Below are 22,838 nucleotides of genomic sequence, written 5' to 3'. Positions count from 1 at the left end.
CCGGCCGCTGGCCGGCAACCAGGCAGATTGCCGGCCAGCGGCCGGCACTACCCCATTCTCTCACGCCATGGCGCGCTTGCCGGTGCGGTAGATCAGCAGGCCGACCAGGAACAGCACGGCCAGGCCGAACCACTGCGCGGCCGGCAGATGGAACGGCAGGGCGAGCACATCGGCGCGGCTGCTGACCACGATCGGCACGGCAATGGCGATACCCATCAGCGCCTCGCCGGTGATCAGGCCGGCAGCGAACAGCACGCCCGGCTTGTGCACGCGGTCGCGGCCTTCTTCGTCATCGGCGCGTACCTTGTGGAAGCGCTCGACCAGGTAGGCGATCAGGCCGCCGAGGAAGATCGGCACCATCAGTTCCAGCGGCAGGTAGATACCGATGGCGGCGGCCAGCACCGGCACCCGGAAGCGCGAGTTGCGCGACTTCAGCCAGCTGTCGAAGGCGATGATGGCCGCGCCGACCACGGCACCGATGCCGATGAAGGTCCACGGCAGTTCGCCACCGAACAGGCCCTTGGCCACCGAGGCCATCAGGTTGGCCTGCGGCGCGGCCAGCGCGTTCGGATGCAGCTCGGACTTGACGCCGATGCCGTAGGCGGTGGCCAGCAGGTTCAGCACCGGGGCCATGATCAGCGCGCACGAGAACGCGCCGATGCCCAGCATCAGCTGCTGCTTCCACGGGGTGGCACCGACGATGTAGCCAGCCTTGAGGTCCTGCAGGTTGTCACCGCCCACCGCCGCAGCACAGCAGACCACCGCACCGATCATGATCGCGGCCACCGCACCCAGCGGCGCACCGCCGGCACCGACCGGCTTCAGGCCATCGGCGCCCAGCAGCACCACCAGCACGGCCGAGGCGAACAGGATGGTGGAGATGGTGATGCCCGAGACCGGGTTGTTGGACGAACCGATCAGGCCGGCCAGATAGGCCGACACCGACACGAAGAGGAAACCGGCGACGATCATGATGATGGTCATCGGGATCGACACGTGCCACTGGCCGACGATGGCCTGGTACAGGGCCAGCAGCGGCAGCACGAAGACCACCAGAGCCACCAGCATCCACTTCATCGGCAGGTCGCGCTCGGTATGCGCCAGCACCGGGCCGCCACTCTTGCGCGCGGCCGCAAAGCCGCTCTTGACGCCGTTCAGCAGCGACTTGCGCAGCGAGATAAGGGTCCAGATGCCGCCGATCAGCATCGCGCCGACGCCCAGGTAGCGCATCTTCGCACCCCAGATGGCGAACGCGGCCTCGGTGGACGAGGCCGTGGCGACCGACGCGGCCAGGGCCGGATCGGTGTTCATGAAGAACGCCTGGTAGATCGGGATGGCGATGTGCCAGGTCAGGATCGAGCCGGACACGACCACGATGCCGACGTTCAGGCCGACGATGTAGCCGACGCCGAGCAGCGCCGGCGACAGGTTGGTGCCGATGAAGGCGGTGATCTTCGAGCTGCCGACGTAAGCCGAGGTCGACCAGGCATCGGGAATCAGGCGCAGGCCGCTTTCGGCGGCCAGCTTGACGAAGGCGCCGATGACGGCCGACAGGCCGAGGATCTTCAGGCCCGGGCCGGGGTTCTCACCGGCCTTGAGCACTTCGGCTGCGGCCTTGCCTTCCGGGAAGGGAAGCGGGTCTTCGACGATCATCGAGCGGCGCAGCGGCACCGAGAACAGCACGCCCAGCAGGCCGCCCAGACCGGCGATGCCCAGCACCCACCAGTACTTGAAGTCGGGCCAGTAGCCCATGATGACCAGCGCCGGGATGGTGAAGATGACGCCGGCGGCGATGGACGAACCGGCCGAGGCGCCGGTCTGGACGATGTTGTTTTCGAGGATGGAACCACCGCCCAGCAGGCGCAGCACGCCCATGGAAATGACCGCTGCGGGAATGGCGGTGGCGATGGTCAGGCCTGCGAACAGACCGAGATAGGCGTTGGCCGCCGACAGCACCACCGCCAGCACGATGGCCAGGGCCACTGCGCGGAAGGTGAGCTGCTTGGGCGCAGCGTCGTGGTTCATGGAAGCCCCTGCTGGCAAAAAATCCCTGCCACGCTAGCGTTCAGGGCAGAGCAAGTCCAGCGTGCCAAAGGATGGGGCAGATGCGGCAGTGCAACGCACCGCACGTGCACGGGCAACCGACCGATGGCGCAAAGCCGGGCTGGCCCCGCCGCATATGGCATGTTATATCATTCCATCTGCAGTGTACGGTTGCAGCGTATGGCCCTCGCCGGCTGGCCTCCATCGACCAGCTGCCGCCGGACACGCTGCACCTGCGGGTGATCCGGGCCACCGGCCTGAGCACGATCGCGCTGGCCGGCCCGCTGGTGGCCTGCGCGCTGGCGGTGATGCTGTAGACGCAACCTTGGCCTGGCCGCGGTACCTGTAAAAAAGGGGACGGAGGGGATTAAGGCGTTTGCGGCACAAACGACTTAATCCCCTCCGTCCCCTTTTTCTATAATCCGCCGATGAATGCTACCGCGATCGCTTCCGACGACTTCCTCGGCCATCCCAAAGGCGTCTACGTCTGCTTCTTCACCGAAATGTGGGAGCGCTTTTCCTTCTACGGGATGAAGGCGCTGCTGCTGCTGTATCTCACCAAGTATCACTTGTTCGGTGACAAGGCCGGCCTGGACCTGCTCGGGGCCTACGGCGGCCTGGTGTACTGCATCCCTGTCTTCGGCGGCATGCTCGCCGACCGCTGGCTGGGCATGCGCCGGGCCGTGCTGTTCGGCGGCATCCTGCTGGTGCTGGGCCACCTCGGCATGGCCTTCGAGGGCCACGCCGCGTACCGGGTGAACGGCGAGGTGGTGCGCGACACCTCGGCCCTTGCGGTGACCTACCTGTCGCTGGCGCTGATCATCATGGGCGTCGGCTTCCTCAAGCCCAACATCTCCACCATCGTCGGCAAGCTCTACCCGCAGGACGACCCGCGCCGCGATTCGGGCTTCTCGCTGTTCTACGCCGGCATCAACCTCGGCGCGCTGTTCTCTTCGCTGGTCTGCGGCTTCCTCGGCGAAGCCTATGGCTGGAAGTACGGCTTCGGTGCCGCCGGCATCGGCATGCTGGCCGGCCTGGCGATGTTCCTGTGGGGCCAGAAGTACCTGCAGAGCCATGCCGAGCCGCCGCAGCCGGCCGCACTGAAGCATAAGGTGCTGGGCCTGCCGCGCGAATGGCTGATCTACCTGTGCGCGGTCATCGGCGTGCTGCCGGTGGCGTGGCTGATGTGGGCGGCCGGCAACGGCGCCTTCGCCCTCGGTGGCGAGATCAGCCTGGCGCTGATGCTGATGCTGGTGGTGCTGGGCGGCGTGCTGGTCTGGTTCGCCTGGTTCACCGGCCGCAAGTGCACGCCGGTGCAGCGCCAGCAGATGATCGCGCTGATGGTGCTGATCTTCATGGCGCTGGTGTTCTTCACGCTGTACGAGCAGTCCTACGGCTCCTGGGTCACCTTCACCGACCGCCTGCTGACCAAGGACATCGTGCCGGCGCTGGTCATCACCGGTGGTACCCCGCTGCCGTGGTCCATCGTGTCGCTGCTGCTGGCACCGCTGGGCTTCGTGGTCAGCGCGCGCCTGTCCGAGCGTCGCCCCGGCTCCAACGCACCGCGCGTGTTCTTCATCGCCATCGTCGCGCTGATGCTGGTGCTGCTGGTGCGCGACTGCCAGGTGATTCCGCAGACCGCCGGTTCGCTGACCTACCTGGGCGGCCTGTTCCTGGTGCTGCTGGCACCGGCCTTTGCCGCGCTGTGGACCTGGATGGACCGCCGCGGCTGGGAGCCGGGCAAGCCGGTGAAATCGGCCTGGGGCCTGGTGATCGGTGCACTGTCCTTCGTGCCGCTGGCGCTCGCCGCGCAGCAGGTCGGTGCCACGGGTGAAATGGCCAGCGTGTGGTGGCTGGTGCTGGCCTACTTCCTGCTGGCCAGCGGCGAGATGTGCCTGTCGCCGGTCGGCCTGTCAGCGGTGACCCAGTTGGCGGTGCCGCGGGTGATGAGCCTGATGATGGGCACCTGGTTCCTGGCCACGGCGTTTTCCGAAACGCTGGCCGCGCTGTTCGGCAAGCTGGCGGCAATCGAGGTGCCCGAAGGCGAATCACTGGACATGGTGGCGGCCGCAGGAGCCTACGCGCACCTGTTCTGGCTGCTGATGTGGATCGGCCTGGGCTGTGCGGTGGCCGCCTTCATCGCCGCGCCGCTGCTGAAGAGGATGATGCACGGGGTGAAGTGACCACCGCCGTCGTAGCGCCCGCCATGCAGGCGGTTGATGGCCGGGCAACGGCCGGGTAGCCTGAACTGCCCGGCACTCTGAAGCACACGGCCGACGTGAGCCGATGAACTTACGGTGCCTTGCTGCCAGCCGGCGGCGTGGCGCTGGCCGTGGCCCCACCCAGGCTCTGCGACAGGAACGCCAGCAGGCGGGAATAGTACTCGCGGCGGTGCTCGGGACGGTAGAAGCCGTGACCTTCGGTGCTGTAGTAGAGGCTTTCCACCGGCGTACCCGCCTTCTTCAGAGCCGCTTCCATGCGCTTGGTGTGCTCGATCGGCGCGCGCTCGTCCTCGCCGCCTGCAGCGAGGAACACCGGCACCTTGATCTGCCCGGCGAGGTTGACCGGCGAGACAGGGCCCAGCTGGGCCGGATCGCCCAGCCATTCGCGCAGGTAGGTCGCACCGGAACCACGGTTCTGGATGTCACCACGGGTGAACATCATCGGCAGGTCGTACACCCCCACATAGCCTGCGGCGCACTTGTACAGGCCCTGTTCGCGCGCGACGCCCATCATCGCCGAGTACGCACCGTAGCTGGCGCCGTAGATGCAGATGCGATCCTTGTTGGCGATGCCCTGCCCGATGGCCCAGCGGGTGGCATCGGTCACATCGTCCTGCATCGTGCCGCCCCACTGCCGTGCACCGGCCTGGGTATGCGCGCGGCCGTAGTTGCCCGAGCCACGGAAGTTGATCTGCAGCACGGCATAGCCGGCATCGGCCAGCATCTGCGATTCAATGTCGTAACGACCGTCATCGAAGACGTCGTAGGGGCCACCGTGCGGCAGGACCACCATGGGCAGGTTGCGGCCGTCACTGCCATGCGGCAGCGTCAGGTAACCATGCAGCGGCAGGCCGTCGCGGGCCTTCAGGGACACCGCGCGCACCGGTGCGGTGGTGTCCACGTCCAGCCAGTCGCTGCGGCTGATCAGGTGTTGGGCCGACTTGCCCACGGTGTCGAACACGTAGAACGAACCGGGGTCATTGCCGGTCCAGGTCTCCACCAGCACGGTCTTCCCATCGCGTGTGCTGGAGGTGATCAGCACCGGCTGTTTGAACGCAGCTTCCAGGCTGTGGTACAGCCGCGCATCAGCCGAGGTCTCATCGAAGAAACGGCTGCGTGTGGTGTCACCCACGTAAAGCGCGCCCACCGGTACGCTTGTGCCGTTGCGGTAGATGATGCGGTAGGGATCGACCACCTCATCCACCAGCAGGGTGCGGCGCTCCTTGGTGGCCGGGTTCCAGCTGACCAGCTGGTCCGGTCCCTTCGGCTCCTGCACTTTCAGGTAGGCCAGGCTGTTGTCGTCGGAAAAGCCGATGACGGTTTCGATGCGGCCGGTGATGGCTTCATCGTTGACCAGCGCCCATTGGCTGCTGCCCGTTTCGCGGTAGTAAAGCTTGTTGACGTTGTCGCTGCCCGCGCCATGCGCAAACCGGACCTCTCCCTTGTTGTCAGTGGCGAAATCGGCGCGACGCACCGGCGAACGTGCCACCGCCACGCGATGGCCGGAACGGACATCCAGGCGCTCCACGCGGGTGAACGGATCATCGCTGAAGGGCCATACCGCAACCAGCACGTTGCGGTCGTCGCCGGCCAGTTCGTCGGTGAGGAACGCCGCGACCGCCTCGACCTTCTTCGGCTGGATGCGGGTACCGGGGCCGTTGCTTTCCACGCGGTAGCCGACCAGCAGTTCGCCGCGCCCGCCATTGGCGTCGATGGCGTACAGCTCGCCCGTACGCTGCGGCGTGTCCAGCGAACCGAACTTCTGCGACAGCTCGATCAGGAGCCGTTCGTTGCTGACCCAGTCAAAGCGGGTCGCGTGATTGTTGCGCGGCGGCCGGAAACTGCCGGTGATCTTGTTGTCCGAGGTCCGCATGATGACCACGGCGGTGATGTCTTCCAACGGCACGGTCGCCGCGAAGTAGTCGCCCCCCGGCGAGATCTTGACGTCCTTGAACGTCTCTTCGCGCACGAACTTTTCCAGGTCCACGGCACCGGCCACGGTCGGCACGGTGCAGGCCAGCGCCAGCAGCGCGGCCATCATTGTCTTGCGCATCCTTCCCCCTATGCAGCGGACACCTTGTCCGCATCCGGATTGTAGGCAGGCACGCAACACGCTTGCCAGTGCCGCATTTCATTCCCACCCAGGGCGCCCGCCAGCCCGGCCCGCAGGTGCCACGGCCGGGCTGGCGTTGGGGGGCACAGAATTGGACATCGCAAGGGTTGCCGCCCGACCACGTCCCTACCAGCAGCATGCTGCCAGCGCCACGCAGAAAAAAGAACGGCGGCATCGTTACCGATGCCGCCGCAGCCACGACCTTGGAGAGAGTGTGGTGTCGGTGCAGCGCTCAGTTCACGCCGCGCACGGCCAGGGTGAGCGCCAGGATGCTGAGGATGACGGCGATGGTCCCGTCCAGCACACGCCAGGTGCTGGGCTTGGTGAACAGCGGCGCCAGCAGGCGTGCGCCCAGGCCCTGCGCGGTCAACCACAGGCAGCTGGCGGTGACCACCCCAGCGGCGAATGCCATGCGCGCATGGCCGAAGTTCTCGGCGATCGAGCCGATCACCATCATGTCCAGCCAGAAATGCGGATTGATGAGCGAGAAGCCAACGGCAGCCAGCAGCACCGCACGGCGGCTGCCGTCATCACTGTCGGCCTCGCCCATGCCACCGCCACCGGCGAAGGCACGACGCGCGGACTTCATCGCATACCAGGCGAGGAAGGCCACGCCGGTCCACAACACGGCGCTGGTCAGCCACGGCAGTGCCGAGGTGAGCGTGCGCAGACCGGCCACGCTGGCGAAGATGAAGAACGCATCGATGGCCGCGCAGGTGGCGACCACCGGCACGATGTGCTTGCGCAGGATGCCCTGGCGCAGGATGAAGGCGCTCTGGGCACCGACCACGGCGAACAGGCCGATGCCGGTGGCTGCACCAGAGAACCAGGCACCGAGGCCGGTGCTGGCGGAGATGACCGAAAACATGGGATTCACTGCCTTGTCTTGCTGGGGGGACGGTGCCTCGCGAAGGCGGACAGCACCGGAACGGGCGCCATTGTCGCGCCGCAACATGGAAAAGACGAGCTAAACTTACTAAACCAACATTAGCGGAGCTTAATTGGATGCGCATCGACCACGCCCAGCTGCGGGCTCTGGCGGCGGTAATCCGCGAAGGCAGCTTCGACCGTGCCGCACAGGCGCTCAATGTGACCCCCTCCGCCATTTCCCAGCGGGTGAAGGCCCTGGAAGACCGGATCGGCCGCCTGCTGGTCAAGCGCGGCACCCCGGCCACGGCCACCGCAGAGGGCCAGCTGCTGGTGCAGCTGGCCGAGCAGACCGCCCTGCTGGAACACGATGCCCTGCACCGCATGGGCCTGGCCGATGAAGACCTGCCGCAGGCCAGCATTCCGGTGGCGGTGAACCATGACAGCCTGGAAACCTGGTTCCCGCAGGCCGCCCAGCAGTTCGCGCAGAACACCGGCACCACCCTGGACCTGCGCGTGGAGGACCAGGACCACACCGTGGAGCTGCTGCGCCAGGGCACGGTGCTGGGTGCGGTCACCACGCTGGACGAGCCGGTGCAGGGCTGCCAGATCCACGCGCTGGGCAGCATCCGCTATGCCGCCACCTGCACGCCGGCGTTCCGCGAGCGCCATTTCGCCAAGGGGGTGACCGCACAGGCACTGGCGCAGGCACCGGTGCTGGTGTTCAACCGCAAGGACGACATGCAATCACGCTTCGCCCGGCGGATGGCCGGTGATGACCTGCCGGGCACGGCGCCGACGTGGTGGATCCCGTCCACGCGAGCGTTCGTGCAAGCCAACCTGGGCGGGCTGGGCTGGACGATGAATCCACTGCCACTGGTAAAGCGCCATCTGGATGCAGGGCGTCTGGTCTACGTGCGGCAGCGCGCGTGGGAGGACGTGCCGCTGTACTGGCAGCACTGGAAGGGCGATGTGCAGACGATGGCGCTGCTGACCCGGGCGGTGCTGGAGGCATCGAGCACGCTGGTCCGGCGGAAGCGGTAGTGCCGGCCGCTGGGCGGCATGCTGCGGTTGGTGGGTGCCGACCGTTGGTCGGCACGGGGTCGGATCCCGTTGCCGCGCAACGGGCTCTGCCCCCCCCCCCTTTCTGTGCCAGCATCGCCGCAACCGACCTTGCGGGGGCTGGGCGATGCAGACCGAACCGGTATTCCTGCATATCCGCGTGGTGATGGGCATCATCCTGGGCCTGTCGATCACCACGCTGCTGAAGGGCCTGGCGCAGATCATCGAGCACCCGCAGCGGCGTGGCTGTTCGGCCCTGCATCTGTGCTGGGTGGCGTGGGCGTTGGTGTCGCTGGTGACGTTCTGGTGGTGGGAGTTCCGCCTGATCGAAGTGCATCGCTGGACGTTCGAGACCTATCTGTTCGTGATCGGCTACTGCGCCACCTGGTTCCTGCTGTGCGCGCTGCTGTTCCCCGATGACCTGCGCGAGTTCGGCAGCTACGGTAGGTACCTGTTGCAGCGCCGCCGCTGGATTTTCAGTGTGATCGCCGCGCTGACGCTTCTGGACCTTGTGGATACGGCAATCAAGGGGCAGAGTCGCTGGCGGCTGCTGGGCGAGGCGTATCCGCTGCATACGGCACTGATGATGGTGGTCTGCGTGCTGGGCTGGAACCTGCGCACGGCGCGCGCGCAGGTGGTGCTGGCCGGCGTGGCACTGGCGTACCAGGTGGGCTACTTCGCTGCGGAGTACTTCACCATCGGCAGTGATTGAATGCTGCCACCGTAGTGGTCGCCGCCACGAACCACGTCCGCCAGGCATGGCCTGGCGCTACCGGATCGGCAGTGATTGACTAACGCCAGCGCGCCGGTGGCTCCCAACCTTGGTTGGCATCGAAGAACCTCCGCCAGGCACGGCCTGGCGCTACCCAGGGAACATCCATGACGATCCACTACCGCCCCGCCCTTGCCACTGATGCGGCCGCCTGCATCGACCTGCGCGGGCGTACCCGCGAGAACGCCTTCAGCGCCGCGCAGCTGGCCGAACTGGGCATCACCACGGAGAGCTGGGCGGCCGGTATCGCCGAAGGCGATTTCATCGGCCGCATCGCCGAGGACGACGGCACGGTGGTCGGCTACGGCTTCGCCGACCGCGACAGTGGCGAGGTATTGGTGCTGGCGCTGCTGCCGGACTACGAAGGCCGCGGCATCGGCCAGCGCCTCCTGCAGGAGGTGGTCGAACTGGCCCGCGCCGCCGGTCATGGCCGCCTGTTCCTGGCCTGCTCGGCCGATCCCCGCTCGCGTTCGCATGGGTTCTACCGCCATCTGGGCTGGCGGCCGACCGGCGAGGTGGATGAGGCCGGCGACGAGATTCTGGAATTGGTGTGATTAAACGGGTCGCCAGGCATGGCCTGTCGCTACCAGGGTGTCCAGCGCGTCCAAGGGCAGGGATGCTGCATTGCAGCAAAACCGGACCGGATCGGGTTAAAATCGCGCCAGGTCGCTGCAAGGCTTTGTTTCTTCACGCCATTTGCTATCCCAACGCGCATCCTGCCCCCTTCCCCACGCCCAAGTCATTCCCATGAAGAAATTTGGCAAGGCTCTTATCGCCCTGCTCGTGCTGCTGTTGCTGGCCGCCGCGCTGTTCCTGTACTGGCCGCTGACCCAGCGCTCGGTGCCCGCCGCCAGCAACGACAAGCCGGTCGACGTCGTCCTGGTCGGTGCCGGCATCATGAGCATCACCCTGGCCACCTACCTGCAGGAACTGCAGCCGGACTGGAACATCCAGGTCTATGAACGCCTGGACGGCGTGGCCAACGAAAGCTCGGACGGCTGGAACAACGCCGGCACCGGCCACTCGGCATTCGCCGAACTGAACTACACCCCGGAACTGCCCGACGGCAGCATCGAGACCAAGCGCGCGGTCGGCATCGCCGAAAGCTTCGAGGTCTCGCGCCAGTTCTGGTCGCACCAGGTGAAGGAAGGGCGTTTGAGCCAGCCCAGCGACTTCATCAACCCAACGCCACACATGAGCTTCGTCTGGGGCGATGACAACATTGCCTACCTGCACAAGCGCCAGCAGGCGCTGGTGAAGAACCCGCTGTTCTACGGCATGCAGTACTCGGAAGATCCGGCGCAGATCAAGCAGTGGGCCCCGCTGCTGATGGAAGGTCGCGACCCGAAGCAGAAGGTGGCCGCCACCTGGATGCCGCTGGGTACCGACGTCAACTTCGGCGTCATCACCCGCCAGCTGACCGCCGGCCTGCAGCGCAGCCCGAACTTCAGCCTGCACCTGAACCATGAAGTGAGCGCGCTGCGGCAGAACGCCGACAAGAGCTGGAACGTGACGGTGAAGGACCTGAAGGCCAACACCGAAACCACCACCCATGCCCGCTTCGTGTTCATCGGTGCCGGTGGCGCCGCGCTGAAGCTGCTGCAGATGTCCGGCATCCCCGAATCGAAGGATTACGCCGGCTTCCCGGTGGGCGGCCAGTTCCTCGCCTTCCAGGGCGCGGACGTAACCTCGCGCCACCACGTGAAGGCCTACGGCATGGCCGAGACCGGTTCGCCGCCGATGTCGGTGCCGCACCTGGATGCGCGCAAGCTGGATGGCAAGCCGGTGATCCTGTTCGGGCCGTTCGCGCTGTACAGCACCAAGTTCCTCAAGCATGGCTCGTGGTGGGATCTGTACTCCTCGGTCAACCACAACAACGTCGGCCCGATGCTGGAAGTGGGCAAGGACAACCTGGACCTGGTGCAGTACCTGATGGCCCAGGCGCGCCTGAACGACGCCGACCGCCAGGCCGAGCTGGTGAAGTACTTCCCCAACGCCAAGCCGGGTGACTGGAAGCTGGTGACCGCCGGCCAGCGCGTGCAGATCATCAAGCGTGACCCGCTGAAGGGCCCGGTGCTGCAGTTCGGCACCGAGATCGTGACCGACAAGGACCACACCCTGGCCGCGCTGCTGGGTGCTTCGCCGGGTGCCTCGACCTCGCCGCCGATCATGCTGGACCTGATGGCCAAGGCCTTCCCGGAGCAGATGAAGGCCGGCTGGGAAGCCCGCCTGCGCCAGATCGTGCCGTCGTACGGCCAGAAGCTCAACGACAGCCCGGCGTTGACCAACCAGATCCGCACGCTGACCAGCCAGACCCTGCACCTGCCCTACCTTGAGGTGCCGGTTGAAGGCGCGCCGGTGGAGAGCGCTGCAACGCCTGTCCCGGCCGCGCCGGAAAAGCGCAACGCCAACGAAGAGCTGCAGGCGCTGTAAGCCCGCACGCTCTGCGGGACGCACGGACGGCCACCTTCGGGTGGCCGTTCTTGTTTGTGGTGCCCCAGCAGCAGGGGTCGGATCCCTGCGCCGCAGGCGGAGGGCGCTGACCCCTTGCCGATGCGCAGACACCATTTCCCATTGTCACGAATTGTAATGTTGTTAAGAACGATTTACATTTGCGTCCCGCACGACACCCGCATGCCTCCCAGATGGATCTGAGCCCACCCGACGCCGCCGCCCGGGTGCTGGCCGACGGCTGCCGCTCCCACCCCTCTTCCACCCCTCTTCCACCTCGCCGAGCCCTCCATGACCCTGCCTGCCCGTTCCCCTCTGCCTGCCCGTTCCCCTCTGCCTGCCCGTTCCCCTCTGCCTCGCCGTGCGCTGCTGCCGACCGCCCTGCTGTCCTGCCTGGCCATGGCCGCACCCGCAGCATCGGCCGCCGAAGCCGCTGCCGATGCCAGCGACGCGAAGACCCTGGACCGGGTGAGCGTGCGCGCCGAACAGTCCGCGGCCCCGGCCAGCACCACCCGCCTGCCGATCACCCTGCAGGAAACCCCGCAGTCTTCCAGTGTGATCAGCCTGCAGCGCCTGCAGGACGAATCGCTGTTCAGCATCAACGACGTGATGCGCAACGTCACCGGCGTCAGCGTGTCCTTCTATGACACCCAGCGCCCGCTGTACTACGCGCGCGGCTTTGCCATCACCGATTTCCAGGTCGATGGCATCCCCACCTACAGCGGCTCGACCAACCAGGAATACGACACCGCCTTCTACGATCGCGTGGAAGTGATCCGCGGCGCCAACGGCCTGCTCAGCGGCGCCGGCGTGCCGTCGGCCACGGTGAACCTGCTGCGCAAGCGCCCGGGCAAGGAATTCGACGCCTCGTTCTCGGTCAGCGCCGGCAGTTGGGATTACCGCCGCATGGAGGCCGACGTAACCGCGCCGCTGACCGACGATGGCCGCTTCCGCAGCCGCGTGGTCGCCGCCTATACCGATCGTGATTTCTATTACGACCGCTACAAGGAAAACAAGATGGCCGGCATGGCCGTGCTGGAAGGCGACCTGACCGACAGCACCACGGTCACCGTCGGCTACCAGACCCAGGACAACAACCCGGTAGGTTCGACCTGGGGCACCGTGCCGTTCTTCGACAGCCAGGGCAACTTCGCCCACCTGCCGCGCTCGACCAACCTGTCGCCGAAGTGGAGCTACTGGCAGCGCGAAACCAGCACCGTGTTCGCCAACCTGGAACAGCGCTTCGGTGACGACTGGCTGCTGAAGGTCAACACCTCCTACACCCGCGGCAACGTGCAGAACGTGCGCCTGTACGGCACCGGCAACCCGAACCCGGTGGACGGCTCGGGCATCTTCCTGCGCGCTGCGGCCGGCGATGCGGAAGACACCCGCCGCAACGTGGATGCCTACCTGACCGGCACCTTCAGCCTGTGGGGCCAGGAACATGACGTGACCTTGGGCACGCAGTGGTCGGACCTGGAAGGCACGACCAACACCACCACACTGAACTTCCCGACCGACTGGGCGCGCTGTGGCAATGAGCGCTGCTACTACATTCCCAATGTCTACGACTGGAACGGCGACATTTCCGAGGTGACCTACACCCGTACCGGTGCGCGCCGCGTGGCCAAGACCACCCAGAGTGGCGTGTATCTGGCCACCCGCCTGCGCCTGGCCGACCCGCTGGCACTGATCGCCGGTGCGCGCCTGAGCCGCTGGGAAACCCGCACCCGCGCCTACAACGCAGCCGGTGCCTATACCGCCACCAGCGGTGCGTACAAGGTCACCGATGAAGTCACCCCATACGTGGGCCTGGTGTATGACATCACCCCGAACGTGTCGGCCTATGCCAGCTACACCGAAATCTTCAATCCGCAGAACTACAAAGACAAGAACGAGAACCTGCTGGCGCCGGTGCAGGGCTCGAACCTGGAAGCGGGCCTGAAAACCCAGTGGTTCGATGGCCGACTGACCGCCAACGCTGCGGTGTTCGAAGCCAAGCAGGACAACTACGCGGTGCGTGACATGAGCGTGCCGGACAATTCGCTCAGCGACGGCACCTCGGCCTATATCGGGGTGAACGGCACCAAGGCACGCGGCTGGGAAATGGACGTCAACGGAGAGATCCTGCCGGGCTGGACGATCAACGCCGGTTTCACCCACGTCAAGGTGACCCGCGCCGCGACCGACCTGCTGTACGCGAACCCGGCCGAGGACCTGCTGCAGCTCAACACCCAGGTGCGCCTGCGCGGTGCGCTGGAACGCCTGAGCGTGGGCGCTGGCGTGCAGTGGCAGAGCAAGGTGCAGGGTTACAACGTCGTCTACCCGCTGGGTGGCACGGTGACGGTGAACCAGCCGGCGTATGCACTGGTGCAGTTCAACGCCAACTACCGCATCAGCGACAACTGGACGGCGACGTTGAGCGTGCGCAATGCGCTGGACAAGACCTACTGGGCCAACCTGGACTACAACAACTACGGCGAACCGCGCTTCGTGGCGGCCAGCCTGCGCTGGAAGTTCTGAGGTCAGCGCATGCCCCGGGTCTGATCCCTTTCCACCGGAAAGGGCTCTGACCCTATCGCCGGGCTCCATCCACGCATGGCGTGGATCTACTCGCAATGCGGGTGGGTGCCGACCGTTGGTCGGCACGGCCTCCAGCTTCAATACCTGAATGGGCCCGCATGCGTGCGGGCCCTTCTTTTTGCTGCACTGCAGGTTGCACAGCCCTTCATAATTATGCGGTAATTATTCCAACGCCATTCGGAAGCCGGTCGATGAACCCGAGCTGGGACACGTTGGAACGCAGCCGCCAGGCCCGCCTGCAACGCGCCGCGCCTTTGGCCAAGGGCCGCCAGGTCGCTGCTGCCGACGTGGCCGAGCTGCTGCATGCGCTGCTCGAGCCGGGCGACAAGGTCTGCCTGGAGGGCAACAACCAGAAGCAGGCCGATTTCCTCGCCCAGGCGCTGGCCGATCTCGACCCGGCACGGGTGCACGACCTGCACATGGTGCAGTCGGTGCTGTCCCTGCCCTCGCACCTGGACGTGTTCGAGCGCGGCATCGCGTCCAAGCTGGATTTCTCGTTCTCCGGCCCGCAGTCAGTGCGGCTGGCCAATCTGGTGGCCGAAGGGCGCATCCAGATCGGTGCCATCCATACCTACCTGGAACTGTTCGGCCGCTACTTCATCGACCTCACCCCGCGCGTGGCGCTGGTGGCCGCGCAGGCCGCCGACCGCCACGGCAACCTCTACACCGGCCCGAACACCGAAGACACCCCGGTGATCGTGGAAGCCACCGCATTCGGCGGCGGCATCGTGATCGCCCAGGTCAACGAAATCGTCGACACTCTCCCCCGCGTCGATATCCCCGCTGACTGGGTCAATTTCGTGGTGCAGGCGCCGCGGCCGAACCATATCGAGCCCCTGTTCACCCGCGACCCGGCGCAGATTTCCGAGATCCAGGTGCTGATGGCGATGATGGCCATCAAGGGCATCTACGCCGAGTACGGGGTGAACCGACTCAACCACGGCATCGGCTTTGATACCGCCGCCATCGAACTGCTGCTGCCCACCTATGCCGAATCGCTGGGGCTGAAGGGGAAGATCTGCCAGCACTGGGCGCTCAACCCGCATCCTGCGCTGATTCCGGCCATCGAATCGGGCTTCGTCAAATCGGTGCATTCGTTCGGTTCGGAACTGGGCATGGAGAAATACATCGCCGCACGTGGCGATGTGTTCTTCACCGGTGCCGACGGTTCGATGCGCTCCAATCGCGCGTTTTCGCAGACCGCCGGCCTGTATGCCTGCGACATGTTCATCGGCTCGACGCTGCAGATCGACCTGCAGGGCAACAGCTCCACCGCCACGCGCGATCGCATCGCCGGCTTCGGCGGGGCGCCCAACATGGGCTCCGATGCACGCGGCCGCCGCCACGCCAGCGATGCCTGGATCAAGGCCGGCCAACAGGCTGCGCGACCCGGTGAAATGCCGCGCGGGCGCAAGCTGGTGGTACAGATGGTGGAAACCTTCCGCGAGCACATGGCACCGGCCTTCGTCGAGCGCCTGGATGCCTGGGAACTGGCCGAGCGCGCGGACATGCCGCTGCCGCCGGTGATGATCTACGGCGATGACGTCAGCCACGTACTGACCGAACAAGGCATCGCCAACCTGCTGCTGTGCCGCACGCCGGAAGAGCGCGAACAGGCGATCCGCGGCGTGTCCGGCTACACCGCCGTCGGCCTGGGCCGTGACCGCGCCATGGTGGAAAACCTGCGCGACCGGGGTGTGATCCGCCGTCCTGAGGATCTCGGCATCTCGCCGCGCGATGCCAGCCGTGACCTGCTGGCCGCGCGTTCGGTGAAGGATCTCGTGCGCTGGTCGGGCGGCCTGTACGACCCGCCCAAGCGCTTCCGCAACTGGTAAGGGACAGAGCATGGAAACCCTCGACTATCGCTTCGAAGGCCGTACCCCCGTGCAGTTCCCGCGCGATGCGGTGCTGGTGGGCGTGCTCGCCTCGGGCAACCTGGAAATCCTGCTGGAACCTGCCGCACTGGAGGGCGCGATGACAGTACGCATCATCACCGCCGCGCAGGGCTTCGGCACCATCTGGCAGGCGGTCATCGCCGACTTCGCCCAGCGCCATCCGCTGCGCGATGTGCGCGTATCGATCAACGATGCCGGTGCGACCCCGGCCGTGGTCAGCCTGCGCCTGGACCAGGCGGTGGAAACCCTGCTGGCGGGAGGCACGCGATGAGCCACGTCCAACGCCACAGTTATTACGAAGCCGATGCGCGCGAACGCATTGCCGGGCTGGTCGATGCCGGTTCGTTCAAGGAATTCCTCGGCCCCGCGCGGCGGATGATGAGCCCGCACCTGGCCCAGCTCGACCAGCCGGCCGCGTTCGACGATGGCATCGTCGTTGGCGAGGCCACGCTGCAGGGCAAGCGCGTCCTGCTGGCCGCGCAGCAGGGCCAGTTCATGGGTGGCGGCGTGGGCGAAGTGCACGGCGCCAAGCTGACCGGCCTGCTGCGCCGCGCGGTGGACACCCACCCCGACGGCGTGCTGCTGCTGCTCGATACCGGCGGCGTGCGCCTGCATGAAGCCAATGCCGGGCTGATCGCCATTTCCGAAATCATGCGCGCCACCCTGGCTGTACGTGCCACCGGGGTCCCGGTGATCGCCCTGATCGGCAGCGGCAACGGCGCGTTCGGCGGCATGGGCATCGTCGCCCGCTGCTGCGCCACCGTCATCATGTCCGAAGAAGGCCGGATGTCACTGTCCGGGCCGGAAGTGATCGAGACCGTGCGCGGCGTGGAGGAATTCGATTCGCGAGACCGCGCCCTGGTCTGGCGGGTGACCGGCGGCAAGCACCGCTATCTGATCGACCAGGCACAGGTGCTGGTGCCCGATGCCATCGAGGCGTTCGCCCGTGCTGCGGCCGATGCGCTGCACGCAGATGCAGCCAGCAGCGATACCGACACTGCACTGAGCGCGCTTCAGCAGCGGCACGCCGCGTTGAAGGCACGCGTCCACGCCTGGGGCGAGTGCCGCGATGGCGTGGAGATCTGGGCCCGCCAGGGCATCGCCGAGCCCGAGCGCCTGCCGCTGCTGGATACCGACGCCTTCCTCGCCACCACCGCCGACCGGAGCCTGCCATGAGTGCCCCGCTGCAGTCCCTGCTCGACGCCCTGTTCCCGCAGGGCCACCGCATCGAGGTGCGCGATTCGGTGCTGACCGGCACGGCCACCACCGCAGACGGCGAGGTGACCGTGATCGGCACCACCGACCGCATCGAGGTGGGCGTGGACCATGCGCTGGTGCTGGCCGAAACCGTGCTGGCCAGTACCGCCACCCATCCACAGCGGCCGATCGTGATGCTGGCCGACACGGCCGGGCAGCGCCTGGCCCGTCGCGATGAACTGCTGGGCATCAATGGGTACTTCGCACATCTGGCGCAGACCCTGGATCTGGCCCGCCGCCGTGGCGCACGCCTGGTTACGCTGGTGTATGGCGAATCGGTGAGTGGCGGCTTCCTGTCCTTCGGTCTGATGGCCGACCACATCCATGCCCTGCCCGATGCGCAGGTACGGGTGATGGACCTGCGCGCGATGGCACGGGTGACCAAGCAACCGCTGGAAAAACTGCAGGCCCTCAGCCAGACCTCTCCGGTGTTCGCACCGGGCGTGGCCAACTACGTGGCGATGGGCGCGGTCGAATCGCTGTGGGATGGCGATCTGGCCCAGCACCTGCTGCAGGCCCTGCGTACGCCCAGCGACGGCGACCTGCGCGCCGCACGCGGTGCCCAGCGCGGCGGCCGTGCGCTGGCGGCCGATGTCTGCTCTGCGGTGGCCCGCGGCGATGCCTGAGCGGCCCGCCCGCCACACGCTGGTCTGGCTGTCGGCGCATGCCGACTGGCGGGCCGACGTGGCCGCGCACGAGCCGCGCCTGGCAGCGTGGTTCGCGCAAGGCCTGCCGGCCATGGCGGCGCGGCGTGCCGTGGATGATCCCGACCCGCGGCTGCGCCTGGGCGTGCCACTGCCGCCCAGCGAAGGCAAGCAGCGCATTGCCCTGCGCGTGCCGCTGCACGACGTACTGCGCCAGCAGCCGCCGCCGACGCTGGAAGCGCTGCTTGCCAGCGGCGTTGCCAGCGACTGGCAGGCCGCGCTGCACGCGTTGGCGCGCATTGCCCCGGCCCGCGTGTTCGGCGCCTTCGCCTGGCAGCACCTGAGCGGCCTGCCCTATGTGCACGCGGCTTCGGACATCGACCTGCTGTGGCCGGTGGACGCCACGGAGCATGCCGATGTACTGGTCGCGCGCCTGCTGGCCTGGGAGCGCGAGCACGGCCGTCGCGTGGACGGCGAACTGTGCCTGGCCGATGGTGGCGCGGTGAACTGGCGCGAATACGCCGGTGGCAGCCGTCAGGTGCTGGTCAAGCGCCTGGACGGTGCTGCGCTGGAGGCCCGCGAGCGCCTGTTCATCGCCGCCGGAGTGGCCGCATGAATGCCCTTGCGCAGCCTGCCCTGCCGGTGACCCGACGCGTGGACAGCGCGCGCCTGGGCCGCCTGGCCATCGCCAGCCTGCATGCCGAACTGGCCTGCGCGCCCAAGCCGGGCCTGGTCACCCCGTTCGATACCGGCAGCCATGACGATATGGATGCCGGCACCTTCCTGCGCAGCCTGTTCGCGCTGCGCCACTACTTCACTGCGGTCGCCAGCGCCGGTGCCGATGATGCGCCGTTCGCACTGCTGCGCGCGCACGGCATCGCCGCCGAGCACGCGATGCTGCGCGCTACCGGCGGCATCAATACCCATCGCGGTGCCATCTTCAGCCTGGGCCTGCTGGTGGCCGCCGCTGCGCGTTGCCGCCGCCTGCAGGGCCACCCCGCGCCTGCGGCACAGGTCTGCGTGGCGGTGCAGCACTGGGCCGATGATTTCGCCGCGGCGCCGCTGGATGCATCCAGCCCCGGCCAGCGCGCGCGCCTGCGCCACGGCGTGCCGGGCGTGCGCGAGCAGGCCGCTGCCGGTTACCCCGTGCTGCGCGAACTGGCGGTGCCGACGCTGCGCCATGCGTTGCACAACGGTCTGCCGCGTGATGCGGCGATGTGCCAGACCCTGATGCAGCTGGTCGCGCAGGTGGATGACCTGAACCTGCTGCACCGGGGCGGCGCCGAAGGCCTGGCCTGGGCCCAGCAGCAGGCGCGCGCCTTCCTGGAACGTGGCGGTGCCTTCGCACCCGGCTGGCAGGCGGGCCTGCACGGCATCGGTGACGGCTTTGTCGCGCGCCGCCTGAGCGCCGGCGGCAGTGCCGACCTGCTGGCCTGCAGCTGGTTCCTGCTGCAGCAGGAGGTCGCGTGAGCCTGGCCCTGCTCTGCCCCGGACAAGGTGCCCAGCACGCTGCGATGTTCGACCGCGTGCGTGACCTGCCTGCGGCCAGCGATGTGCTGCAGGCGGCGAGCGCCTTGCTCGGCCGTGATGTCATCGCGGCCGCCGCCGACGATGCCCGCTTCGACAATGCGCTGGCGCAACCCCTGCTGTGTGCCGCCACGCTGGCGCACTGGCAGGGTCTGCGCGATGCGTTGCCGGCACCACTGCTGGTGGCCGGCTACAGCATCGGTGAGCTGGCCGCGCATGCGGTCGCCGGCAGCGTCGATGCAGGCACCTGCCTGCGCCTGGCCGCACGGCGCGCGCAGCTGATGGACGCCGCCAGTCCTGTCGATGCGGGAATGCTGGCCGTACTGGGGTTGGAGCGAGCCACGCTGCAGCCCCTGTGTGATGCACACCGCGCACATGTGGCCATCGCCAACGGACCGGATCATTTCATCGTCGGCGGCACCCATGCATCACTGCAGGCGCTGGCCGACGCGGCACGCGCGCACGGTGCGGAGATCCGCCTGCTGCCGGTGCATGTACCCGCACATACGCCGTTGCTGCAGTCCGCCGTCGAACCGTTCGCCGCTGCACTCGATGCCTCGCCGCTGCAGGCGCCGCGCCTGCCATTGCTGGCCGGCATCGATGCGCGACCGGTGCGTGATCGCGCGGCGGCGGTGCAGACGTTGTCGGTGCAGCTGGCGCAGACCATTGAATGGGCGCAGGTGATGCGCCAAGCCTTCGAGCGCGGCGCGCGGGTGTTCCTGCAGCTGGGTCCCGGCAGTGCCCTGGCGCGCATGGTCGCGCCGGCCTACCCGTGCTGCGAGATGCGCGCGGTGGAAGAGTTCCAGAGCCTGGACGGCGCGGCGGCATGGGTCCGCAGCGCGCTGGAGCGGCTGCAGTAACGGGTTCGAGCAGTACGTATCACGCCTCACGTTGTACGACGCCTTACCCCGGGATGGCGGGTCTCCATCGAAGCTGTACGCGAGTCACGTGTCTGGGAGGGCGCATGAGTCCACAAATCGCAACGATCATCGGTCTGGTGGTCATGTTCATCGTCGCTACCGCCATGCCCATCAACATGGGCGCGGTGGCCTTTGCGCTGGCCTTCATCATCGGCGGCGTGTTCGTCGGCATGGGTGGCAAGGAAGTGCTGGCCGGGTTCCCCGGTGACCTGTTCCTGACCCTGGTCGGCATCACCTACCTGTTCGCCATCGCGCAGAAGAACGGCACCATCGACCTGCTGGTGCACTGGGCGGTGAAAGCCGTGCGCGGCCACATCGTGGCGATACCGTGGGTGATGTTCATCATCACCGCCGTGCTGACCGCCTTCGGCGCGCTGGGCCCGGCCGCCGTGGCCATCATCGGCCCGGTCGCGCTGCGCTTTGCCAAGCAGTACAACATCAACCCATTGATGATGGGCCTGCTGGTGATCCATGGTGCGCAGGCCGGCGGTTTCTCGCCGATCAGCGTGTACGGCAGCATCACCAACGGCGTGGTGCAGAAGGCGGGCCTGGAAGTAACCGAGATGGCGGTGTTCCTGACCAGCCTCGGCTTCAACTTCATGATGGCCATCATCTGCTTCCTGGCCTTCGGTGGCATCGCGCTGATGCGCCGCGGTTCGATCACCGCTGCCGGCACCGTTGGCAGCGCCGACCTGGCCATGGCTGGTGGCCCGCAGGCCTCGTCGCGGCAGTTCGCCATCGAAGGCCACGGCGCGCTGGTCGCGGCCGGTGGCGGCACGCTGTCCAACGATCCGGCCGCGCTGGAGGCAGTGGCCCTCACCCGCGAGCGTCTGTTCACCCTGATCGGCCTGCTCGGCCTGGGCGTGGCCGCGCTGATCTACAACCTCAATGTGGGCCTGGTCTCGATCACCGTAGCCGTGGCACTGGCGCTGCTCTCGCCGCAAAGCCAGAAGGGTGCGGTCGATGGCATCAGCTGGTCGACGGTGCTGCTGATCTGCGGCGTGGTGACCTACATCGGTGTGCTGGAACATGCCGGCGCGGTCGACTTCATCGGCAATGGTGTGTCCGATATAGGCATTCCGCTGCTGGGCGCGCTGCTGGTCTGCTACGTCGGTGGCATCGTTTCGGCATTCGCCTCATCGGCGGCGGTGCTGGGCGCGACCATCCCGCTGGCGGTGCCGTTCCTGCTGCAGGGTCACCTGGGCGCCGCCGGTGTGATCTGCGCGCTGGCGGTGTCCTCCACCATCGTCGATGTCAGCCCGTTCTCGACCAACGGCGCGCTGGTGGTGGCCTCGGCCGCGAAGGAAGAACGCGAGACGCTGTTCCGCCGCTTCCTGGTCTACAGCGGCCTGGTGGTGGCATTTGGCCCGCTGCTGGCGTGGCTGGTATTCGTGGTGCCGGGCTGGATGTAAGTGCAAAGGGCGAGCGGATTCGGCTGGGTAGAGTCGACCGTTGGTCGACTGCTCCTCGCACGAATGCCGGAACATCCCGCGCTTCGCGCGATAGTCGACCAACGGTCGACTCTACCCCATCGGTTTCCCCCAACCGTTTTTCCCCGTCGTTCCCCGCATCGCTTTTCCCCACCGCGTTACAGGTTCCACGCAGGGAGGCAGTACACTTTCCACCATGACCATCGCTCCCGCCCCGCGTTCACCGAAGAAACGCGCACCTCTGTACGAAGAGGTGGCCGAGCATGTGCGCGAGCGCATCTACGATTACCGGCTGCCGCCGGGTGAATGGATCGACGAACCGGCCCTGTGCGAGGAACTGGGCATCAGCCGCACGCCGCTGCGCGAGGCCCTGAAGCTGCTGGCCGCAGAAGGACTGGTGCAGATCGATGCCGGCCGCGGCGCGCGGGTCACCCGGCTCACCCTGGAAGACCTCAACCAGCTGTTCCCGGTAATGGCGATGCTGGAAGGCCGCTGCGCGCATGAAGCGGTCAGGCACATCGACGATGCCGGCGTGCAGCAGCTGGAAGACCTGCATGCGGCGATGGAAACAGCTGCGGCCAACGGCAACATCGCCGAGTACTACCGCAACAACTACCTCATCCACGAGACCGTGCAGCATTACGCCGGCAACCCGTGGCTGATCCGCATCACCCACGACCTGCACCGCATCCTGAAGATGCACCGGGGCCGCCAGCTGCTGGCCCCGGGCCGCACCGCGCAGTCGCTGGCCGAGCACCGCGAGCTGATGGACTGCTTCCGCCGCCGTGACGCGCAGGCCGCAGAACGCACGATGGAACGCCACCTGCTGAGCCAGGGCCAAGCGCTGGCCGCGTACGTGGCCGAGGGTGGGCTGTTGAACGTGCCCGCACCGCTGCCGACCGAAGGCGGCGGCTGAGCGGATGATGCCCGGCACGACGAACCACGGCTGACCGCTGTTCTGCGACCCGCCACGACAAACCACGGCTGACCGCTGTTCTGTAGATACCGTGTTGTCCTTGCCTAGGCAAGGACGACTTCAGGCTCAAACGGTC

At 67.1% G+C, this 22,838-nt stretch carries 19 protein-coding genes; 16 read left to right on the top strand and 3 right to left on the bottom strand.

All coding sequences use genetic code 11. From position 1 onward, the window contains the following. Positions 1 to 60: 60 nt before the first annotated feature. Positions 61 to 2,025: an OPT family oligopeptide transporter gene (locus ACQKDV_RS08405; protein WP_427783307.1), complete on the bottom strand. Its 1,965-nt coding sequence runs from the start codon at positions 2,023 to 2,025 to the stop codon at positions 61 to 63. An 80-nt stretch (positions 2,026 to 2,105) separates the two neighbouring features. On the opposite strand from ACQKDV_RS08405, the gene ACQKDV_RS08400 reads away from it, so the two are divergent. Together ACQKDV_RS08400 and ACQKDV_RS08395 are read left to right on the top strand one after the other, a co-directional pair. Next, complete coding sequence (locus tag ACQKDV_RS08400; protein WP_427783306.1) at positions 2,106 to 2,360, top strand: hypothetical protein; 255 nt, start codon at positions 2,106 to 2,108, stop codon at positions 2,358 to 2,360. A gap of 111 nt (positions 2,361 to 2,471) precedes the next feature. After that, complete coding sequence (locus tag ACQKDV_RS08395; protein ID WP_427783305.1) at positions 2,472 to 4,226, top strand: peptide MFS transporter; 1,755 nt, start codon at positions 2,472 to 2,474, stop codon at positions 4,224 to 4,226. Positions 4,227 to 4,335: 109 nt separating this feature from the next. On the opposite strand, the gene ACQKDV_RS08390 is transcribed toward ACQKDV_RS08395, so the two are convergent. Together ACQKDV_RS08390 and ACQKDV_RS08385 are read right to left on the bottom strand one after the other, a co-directional pair. Next, positions 4,336 to 6,318 (bottom strand): alpha/beta hydrolase family protein, encoded by a 1,983-nt coding sequence (locus tag ACQKDV_RS08390; RefSeq protein ID WP_427783304.1) that lies wholly within the window; start codon positions 6,316 to 6,318, stop codon positions 4,336 to 4,338. Positions 6,319 to 6,610: 292 nt separating this feature from the next. Then, a complete protein-coding gene (locus tag ACQKDV_RS08385; protein WP_427783303.1) occupies positions 6,611 to 7,246 on the bottom strand; it encodes a LysE/ArgO family amino acid transporter in 636 nt (211 codons plus the stop codon). Positions 7,247 to 7,383: 137 nt separating this feature from the next. Here ACQKDV_RS08385 and ACQKDV_RS08380 point away from each other — a divergent pair, with 137 nt between their 5' ends. The 14 genes from ACQKDV_RS08380 (at position 7,384) to ACQKDV_RS08315 (ending at position 22,702) form a co-directional block, all read left to right on the top strand. After that, on the top strand, positions 7,384 to 8,289 hold the full coding sequence (locus ACQKDV_RS08380; RefSeq protein ID WP_324809083.1) for a LysR family transcriptional regulator ArgP: 906 nt from the start codon (positions 7,384 to 7,386) through the stop codon (positions 8,287 to 8,289). Between the two features lie 145 nt (positions 8,290 to 8,434). Next, positions 8,435 to 9,019 carry a hypothetical protein gene (locus ACQKDV_RS08375; RefSeq protein ID WP_427783302.1) on the top strand — a complete coding sequence of 195 codons (585 nt, stop codon included), beginning with the start codon at positions 8,435 to 8,437 and terminating at the stop codon, positions 9,017 to 9,019. 167 nt (positions 9,020 to 9,186) lie between these two features. Then, on the top strand, positions 9,187 to 9,633 hold the full coding sequence (locus tag ACQKDV_RS08370; protein ID WP_427783300.1) for an N-acetyltransferase family protein: 447 nt from the start codon (positions 9,187 to 9,189) through the stop codon (positions 9,631 to 9,633). Positions 9,634 to 9,826: 193 nt separating this feature from the next. After that, positions 9,827 to 11,512 (top strand): malate dehydrogenase (quinone), encoded by a 1,686-nt coding sequence (mqo, locus tag ACQKDV_RS08365; protein WP_427783298.1) that lies wholly within the window; start codon positions 9,827 to 9,829, stop codon positions 11,510 to 11,512. 417 nt (positions 11,513 to 11,929) lie between these two features. Then, positions 11,930 to 14,053, top strand: coding sequence for a TonB-dependent siderophore receptor (locus tag ACQKDV_RS08360; protein ID WP_427783311.1), 2,124 nt, complete (start codon positions 11,930 to 11,932; stop codon positions 14,051 to 14,053). A gap of 251 nt (positions 14,054 to 14,304) precedes the next feature. Further along, the gene (gene mdcA / locus ACQKDV_RS08355) at positions 14,305 to 15,948 is read left to right on the top strand and encodes a malonate decarboxylase subunit alpha (protein WP_427783296.1); all 1,644 of its coding nucleotides are present in this window, start codon (positions 14,305 to 14,307) and stop codon (positions 15,946 to 15,948) included. A 10-nt stretch (positions 15,949 to 15,958) separates the two neighbouring features. Continuing rightward, entirely contained in the window at positions 15,959 to 16,279 is a 321-nt protein-coding gene (mdcC, locus tag ACQKDV_RS08350) for a malonate decarboxylase acyl carrier protein (protein WP_427783295.1), read from the top strand. Continuing rightward, positions 16,276 to 17,184, top strand: coding sequence for a biotin-independent malonate decarboxylase subunit beta (locus tag ACQKDV_RS08345; RefSeq protein ID WP_427783294.1), 909 nt, complete (start codon positions 16,276 to 16,278; stop codon positions 17,182 to 17,184). Before mdcC ends, ACQKDV_RS08345 begins: the two co-directional genes overlap by 4 nt. Beyond that, positions 17,181 to 17,891, top strand: a complete 711-nt coding sequence (gene mdcE / locus ACQKDV_RS08340; RefSeq protein ID WP_427783293.1) for a biotin-independent malonate decarboxylase subunit gamma — start codon at positions 17,181 to 17,183, stop codon at positions 17,889 to 17,891. Before ACQKDV_RS08345 ends, mdcE begins: the two co-directional genes overlap by 4 nt. Further along, positions 17,884 to 18,525 (top strand): malonate decarboxylase holo-[acyl-carrier-protein] synthase, encoded by a 642-nt coding sequence (gene mdcG, locus ACQKDV_RS08335; RefSeq protein WP_427783292.1) that lies wholly within the window; start codon positions 17,884 to 17,886, stop codon positions 18,523 to 18,525. The genes mdcE and mdcG overlap by 8 nt, the downstream gene beginning before the upstream one ends. Next, positions 18,522 to 19,379 (top strand): triphosphoribosyl-dephospho-CoA synthase MdcB, encoded by an 858-nt coding sequence (gene mdcB / locus ACQKDV_RS08330; protein WP_427783291.1) that lies wholly within the window; start codon positions 18,522 to 18,524, stop codon positions 19,377 to 19,379. The genes mdcG and mdcB overlap by 4 nt, the downstream gene beginning before the upstream one ends. Then, positions 19,376 to 20,296: a malonate decarboxylase subunit epsilon gene (gene mdcH, locus ACQKDV_RS08325; protein WP_427783290.1), complete on the top strand. Its 921-nt coding sequence runs from the start codon at positions 19,376 to 19,378 to the stop codon at positions 20,294 to 20,296. The genes mdcB and mdcH overlap by 4 nt, the downstream gene beginning before the upstream one ends. A 104-nt stretch (positions 20,297 to 20,400) precedes the next feature. After that, positions 20,401 to 21,768, top strand: a complete 1,368-nt coding sequence (locus tag ACQKDV_RS08320) for an SLC13 family permease (protein WP_427783289.1) — start codon at positions 20,401 to 20,403, stop codon at positions 21,766 to 21,768. A gap of 214 nt (positions 21,769 to 21,982) precedes the next feature. Further along, positions 21,983 to 22,702 carry a GntR family transcriptional regulator gene (locus tag ACQKDV_RS08315; RefSeq protein WP_427783287.1) on the top strand — a complete coding sequence of 240 codons (720 nt, stop codon included), beginning with the start codon at positions 21,983 to 21,985 and terminating at the stop codon, positions 22,700 to 22,702. Positions 22,703 to 22,838 lie beyond the last annotated feature (136 nt).

This window comes from Stenotrophomonas sp. NPDC077659 (genome assembly GCF_050268705.1).
Taxonomy (GTDB): domain Bacteria; phylum Pseudomonadota; class Gammaproteobacteria; order Xanthomonadales; family Xanthomonadaceae; genus Stenotrophomonas.
Note: the sequence above shows the minus strand (reverse complement) of the source record. Positions and strands in the feature narration are given on the sequence as shown.

Bases quoted from the DNA above. Each gene is read 5' to 3' on its own strand.
- mdcA (WP_427783296.1), top strand. From the start codon at position 14,305: ATGAACCCGAGCTGGGACACGTTGGAACGCAGCCGCCAGGCCCGCCTG.
- ACQKDV_RS08320 (WP_427783289.1), top strand. From the start codon at position 20,401: ATGAGTCCACAAATCGCAACGATCATCGGTCTGGTGGTCATGTTCATC.
- ACQKDV_RS08375 (WP_427783302.1), top strand. From the start codon at position 8,435: ATGCAGACCGAACCGGTATTCCTGCATATCCGCGTGGTGATGGGCATC.
- ACQKDV_RS08385 (WP_427783303.1), bottom strand. From the start codon at position 7,246: ATGTTTTCGGTCATCTCCGCCAGCACCGGCCTCGGTGCCTGGTTCTCT.
- ACQKDV_RS08380 (WP_324809083.1), top strand. From the start codon at position 7,384: ATGCGCATCGACCACGCCCAGCTGCGGGCTCTGGCGGCGGTAATCCGC.
- ACQKDV_RS08360 (WP_427783311.1), top strand. From the start codon at position 11,930: ATGGCCGCACCCGCAGCATCGGCCGCCGAAGCCGCTGCCGATGCCAGC.
- ACQKDV_RS08390 (WP_427783304.1), bottom strand. From the start codon at position 6,318: ATGCGCAAGACAATGATGGCCGCGCTGCTGGCGCTGGCCTGCACCGTG.
- ACQKDV_RS08400 (WP_427783306.1), top strand. From the start codon at position 2,106: ATGCGGCAGTGCAACGCACCGCACGTGCACGGGCAACCGACCGATGGC.
- ACQKDV_RS08345 (WP_427783294.1), top strand. From the start codon at position 16,276: ATGAGCCACGTCCAACGCCACAGTTATTACGAAGCCGATGCGCGCGAA.
- ACQKDV_RS08405 (WP_427783307.1), bottom strand. From the start codon at position 2,025: ATGAACCACGACGCTGCGCCCAAGCAGCTCACCTTCCGCGCAGTGGCC.
- ACQKDV_RS08395 (WP_427783305.1), top strand. From the start codon at position 2,472: ATGAATGCTACCGCGATCGCTTCCGACGACTTCCTCGGCCATCCCAAA.
- mdcG (WP_427783292.1), top strand. From the start codon at position 17,884: ATGCCTGAGCGGCCCGCCCGCCACACGCTGGTCTGGCTGTCGGCGCAT.
- mdcC (WP_427783295.1), top strand. From the start codon at position 15,959: ATGGAAACCCTCGACTATCGCTTCGAAGGCCGTACCCCCGTGCAGTTC.
- mqo (WP_427783298.1), top strand. From the start codon at position 9,827: ATGAAGAAATTTGGCAAGGCTCTTATCGCCCTGCTCGTGCTGCTGTTG.
- ACQKDV_RS08315 (WP_427783287.1), top strand. From the start codon at position 21,983: ATGACCATCGCTCCCGCCCCGCGTTCACCGAAGAAACGCGCACCTCTG.
- mdcB (WP_427783291.1), top strand. From the start codon at position 18,522: ATGAATGCCCTTGCGCAGCCTGCCCTGCCGGTGACCCGACGCGTGGAC.
- ACQKDV_RS08370 (WP_427783300.1), top strand. From the start codon at position 9,187: ATGACGATCCACTACCGCCCCGCCCTTGCCACTGATGCGGCCGCCTGC.
- mdcE (WP_427783293.1), top strand. From the start codon at position 17,181: ATGAGTGCCCCGCTGCAGTCCCTGCTCGACGCCCTGTTCCCGCAGGGC.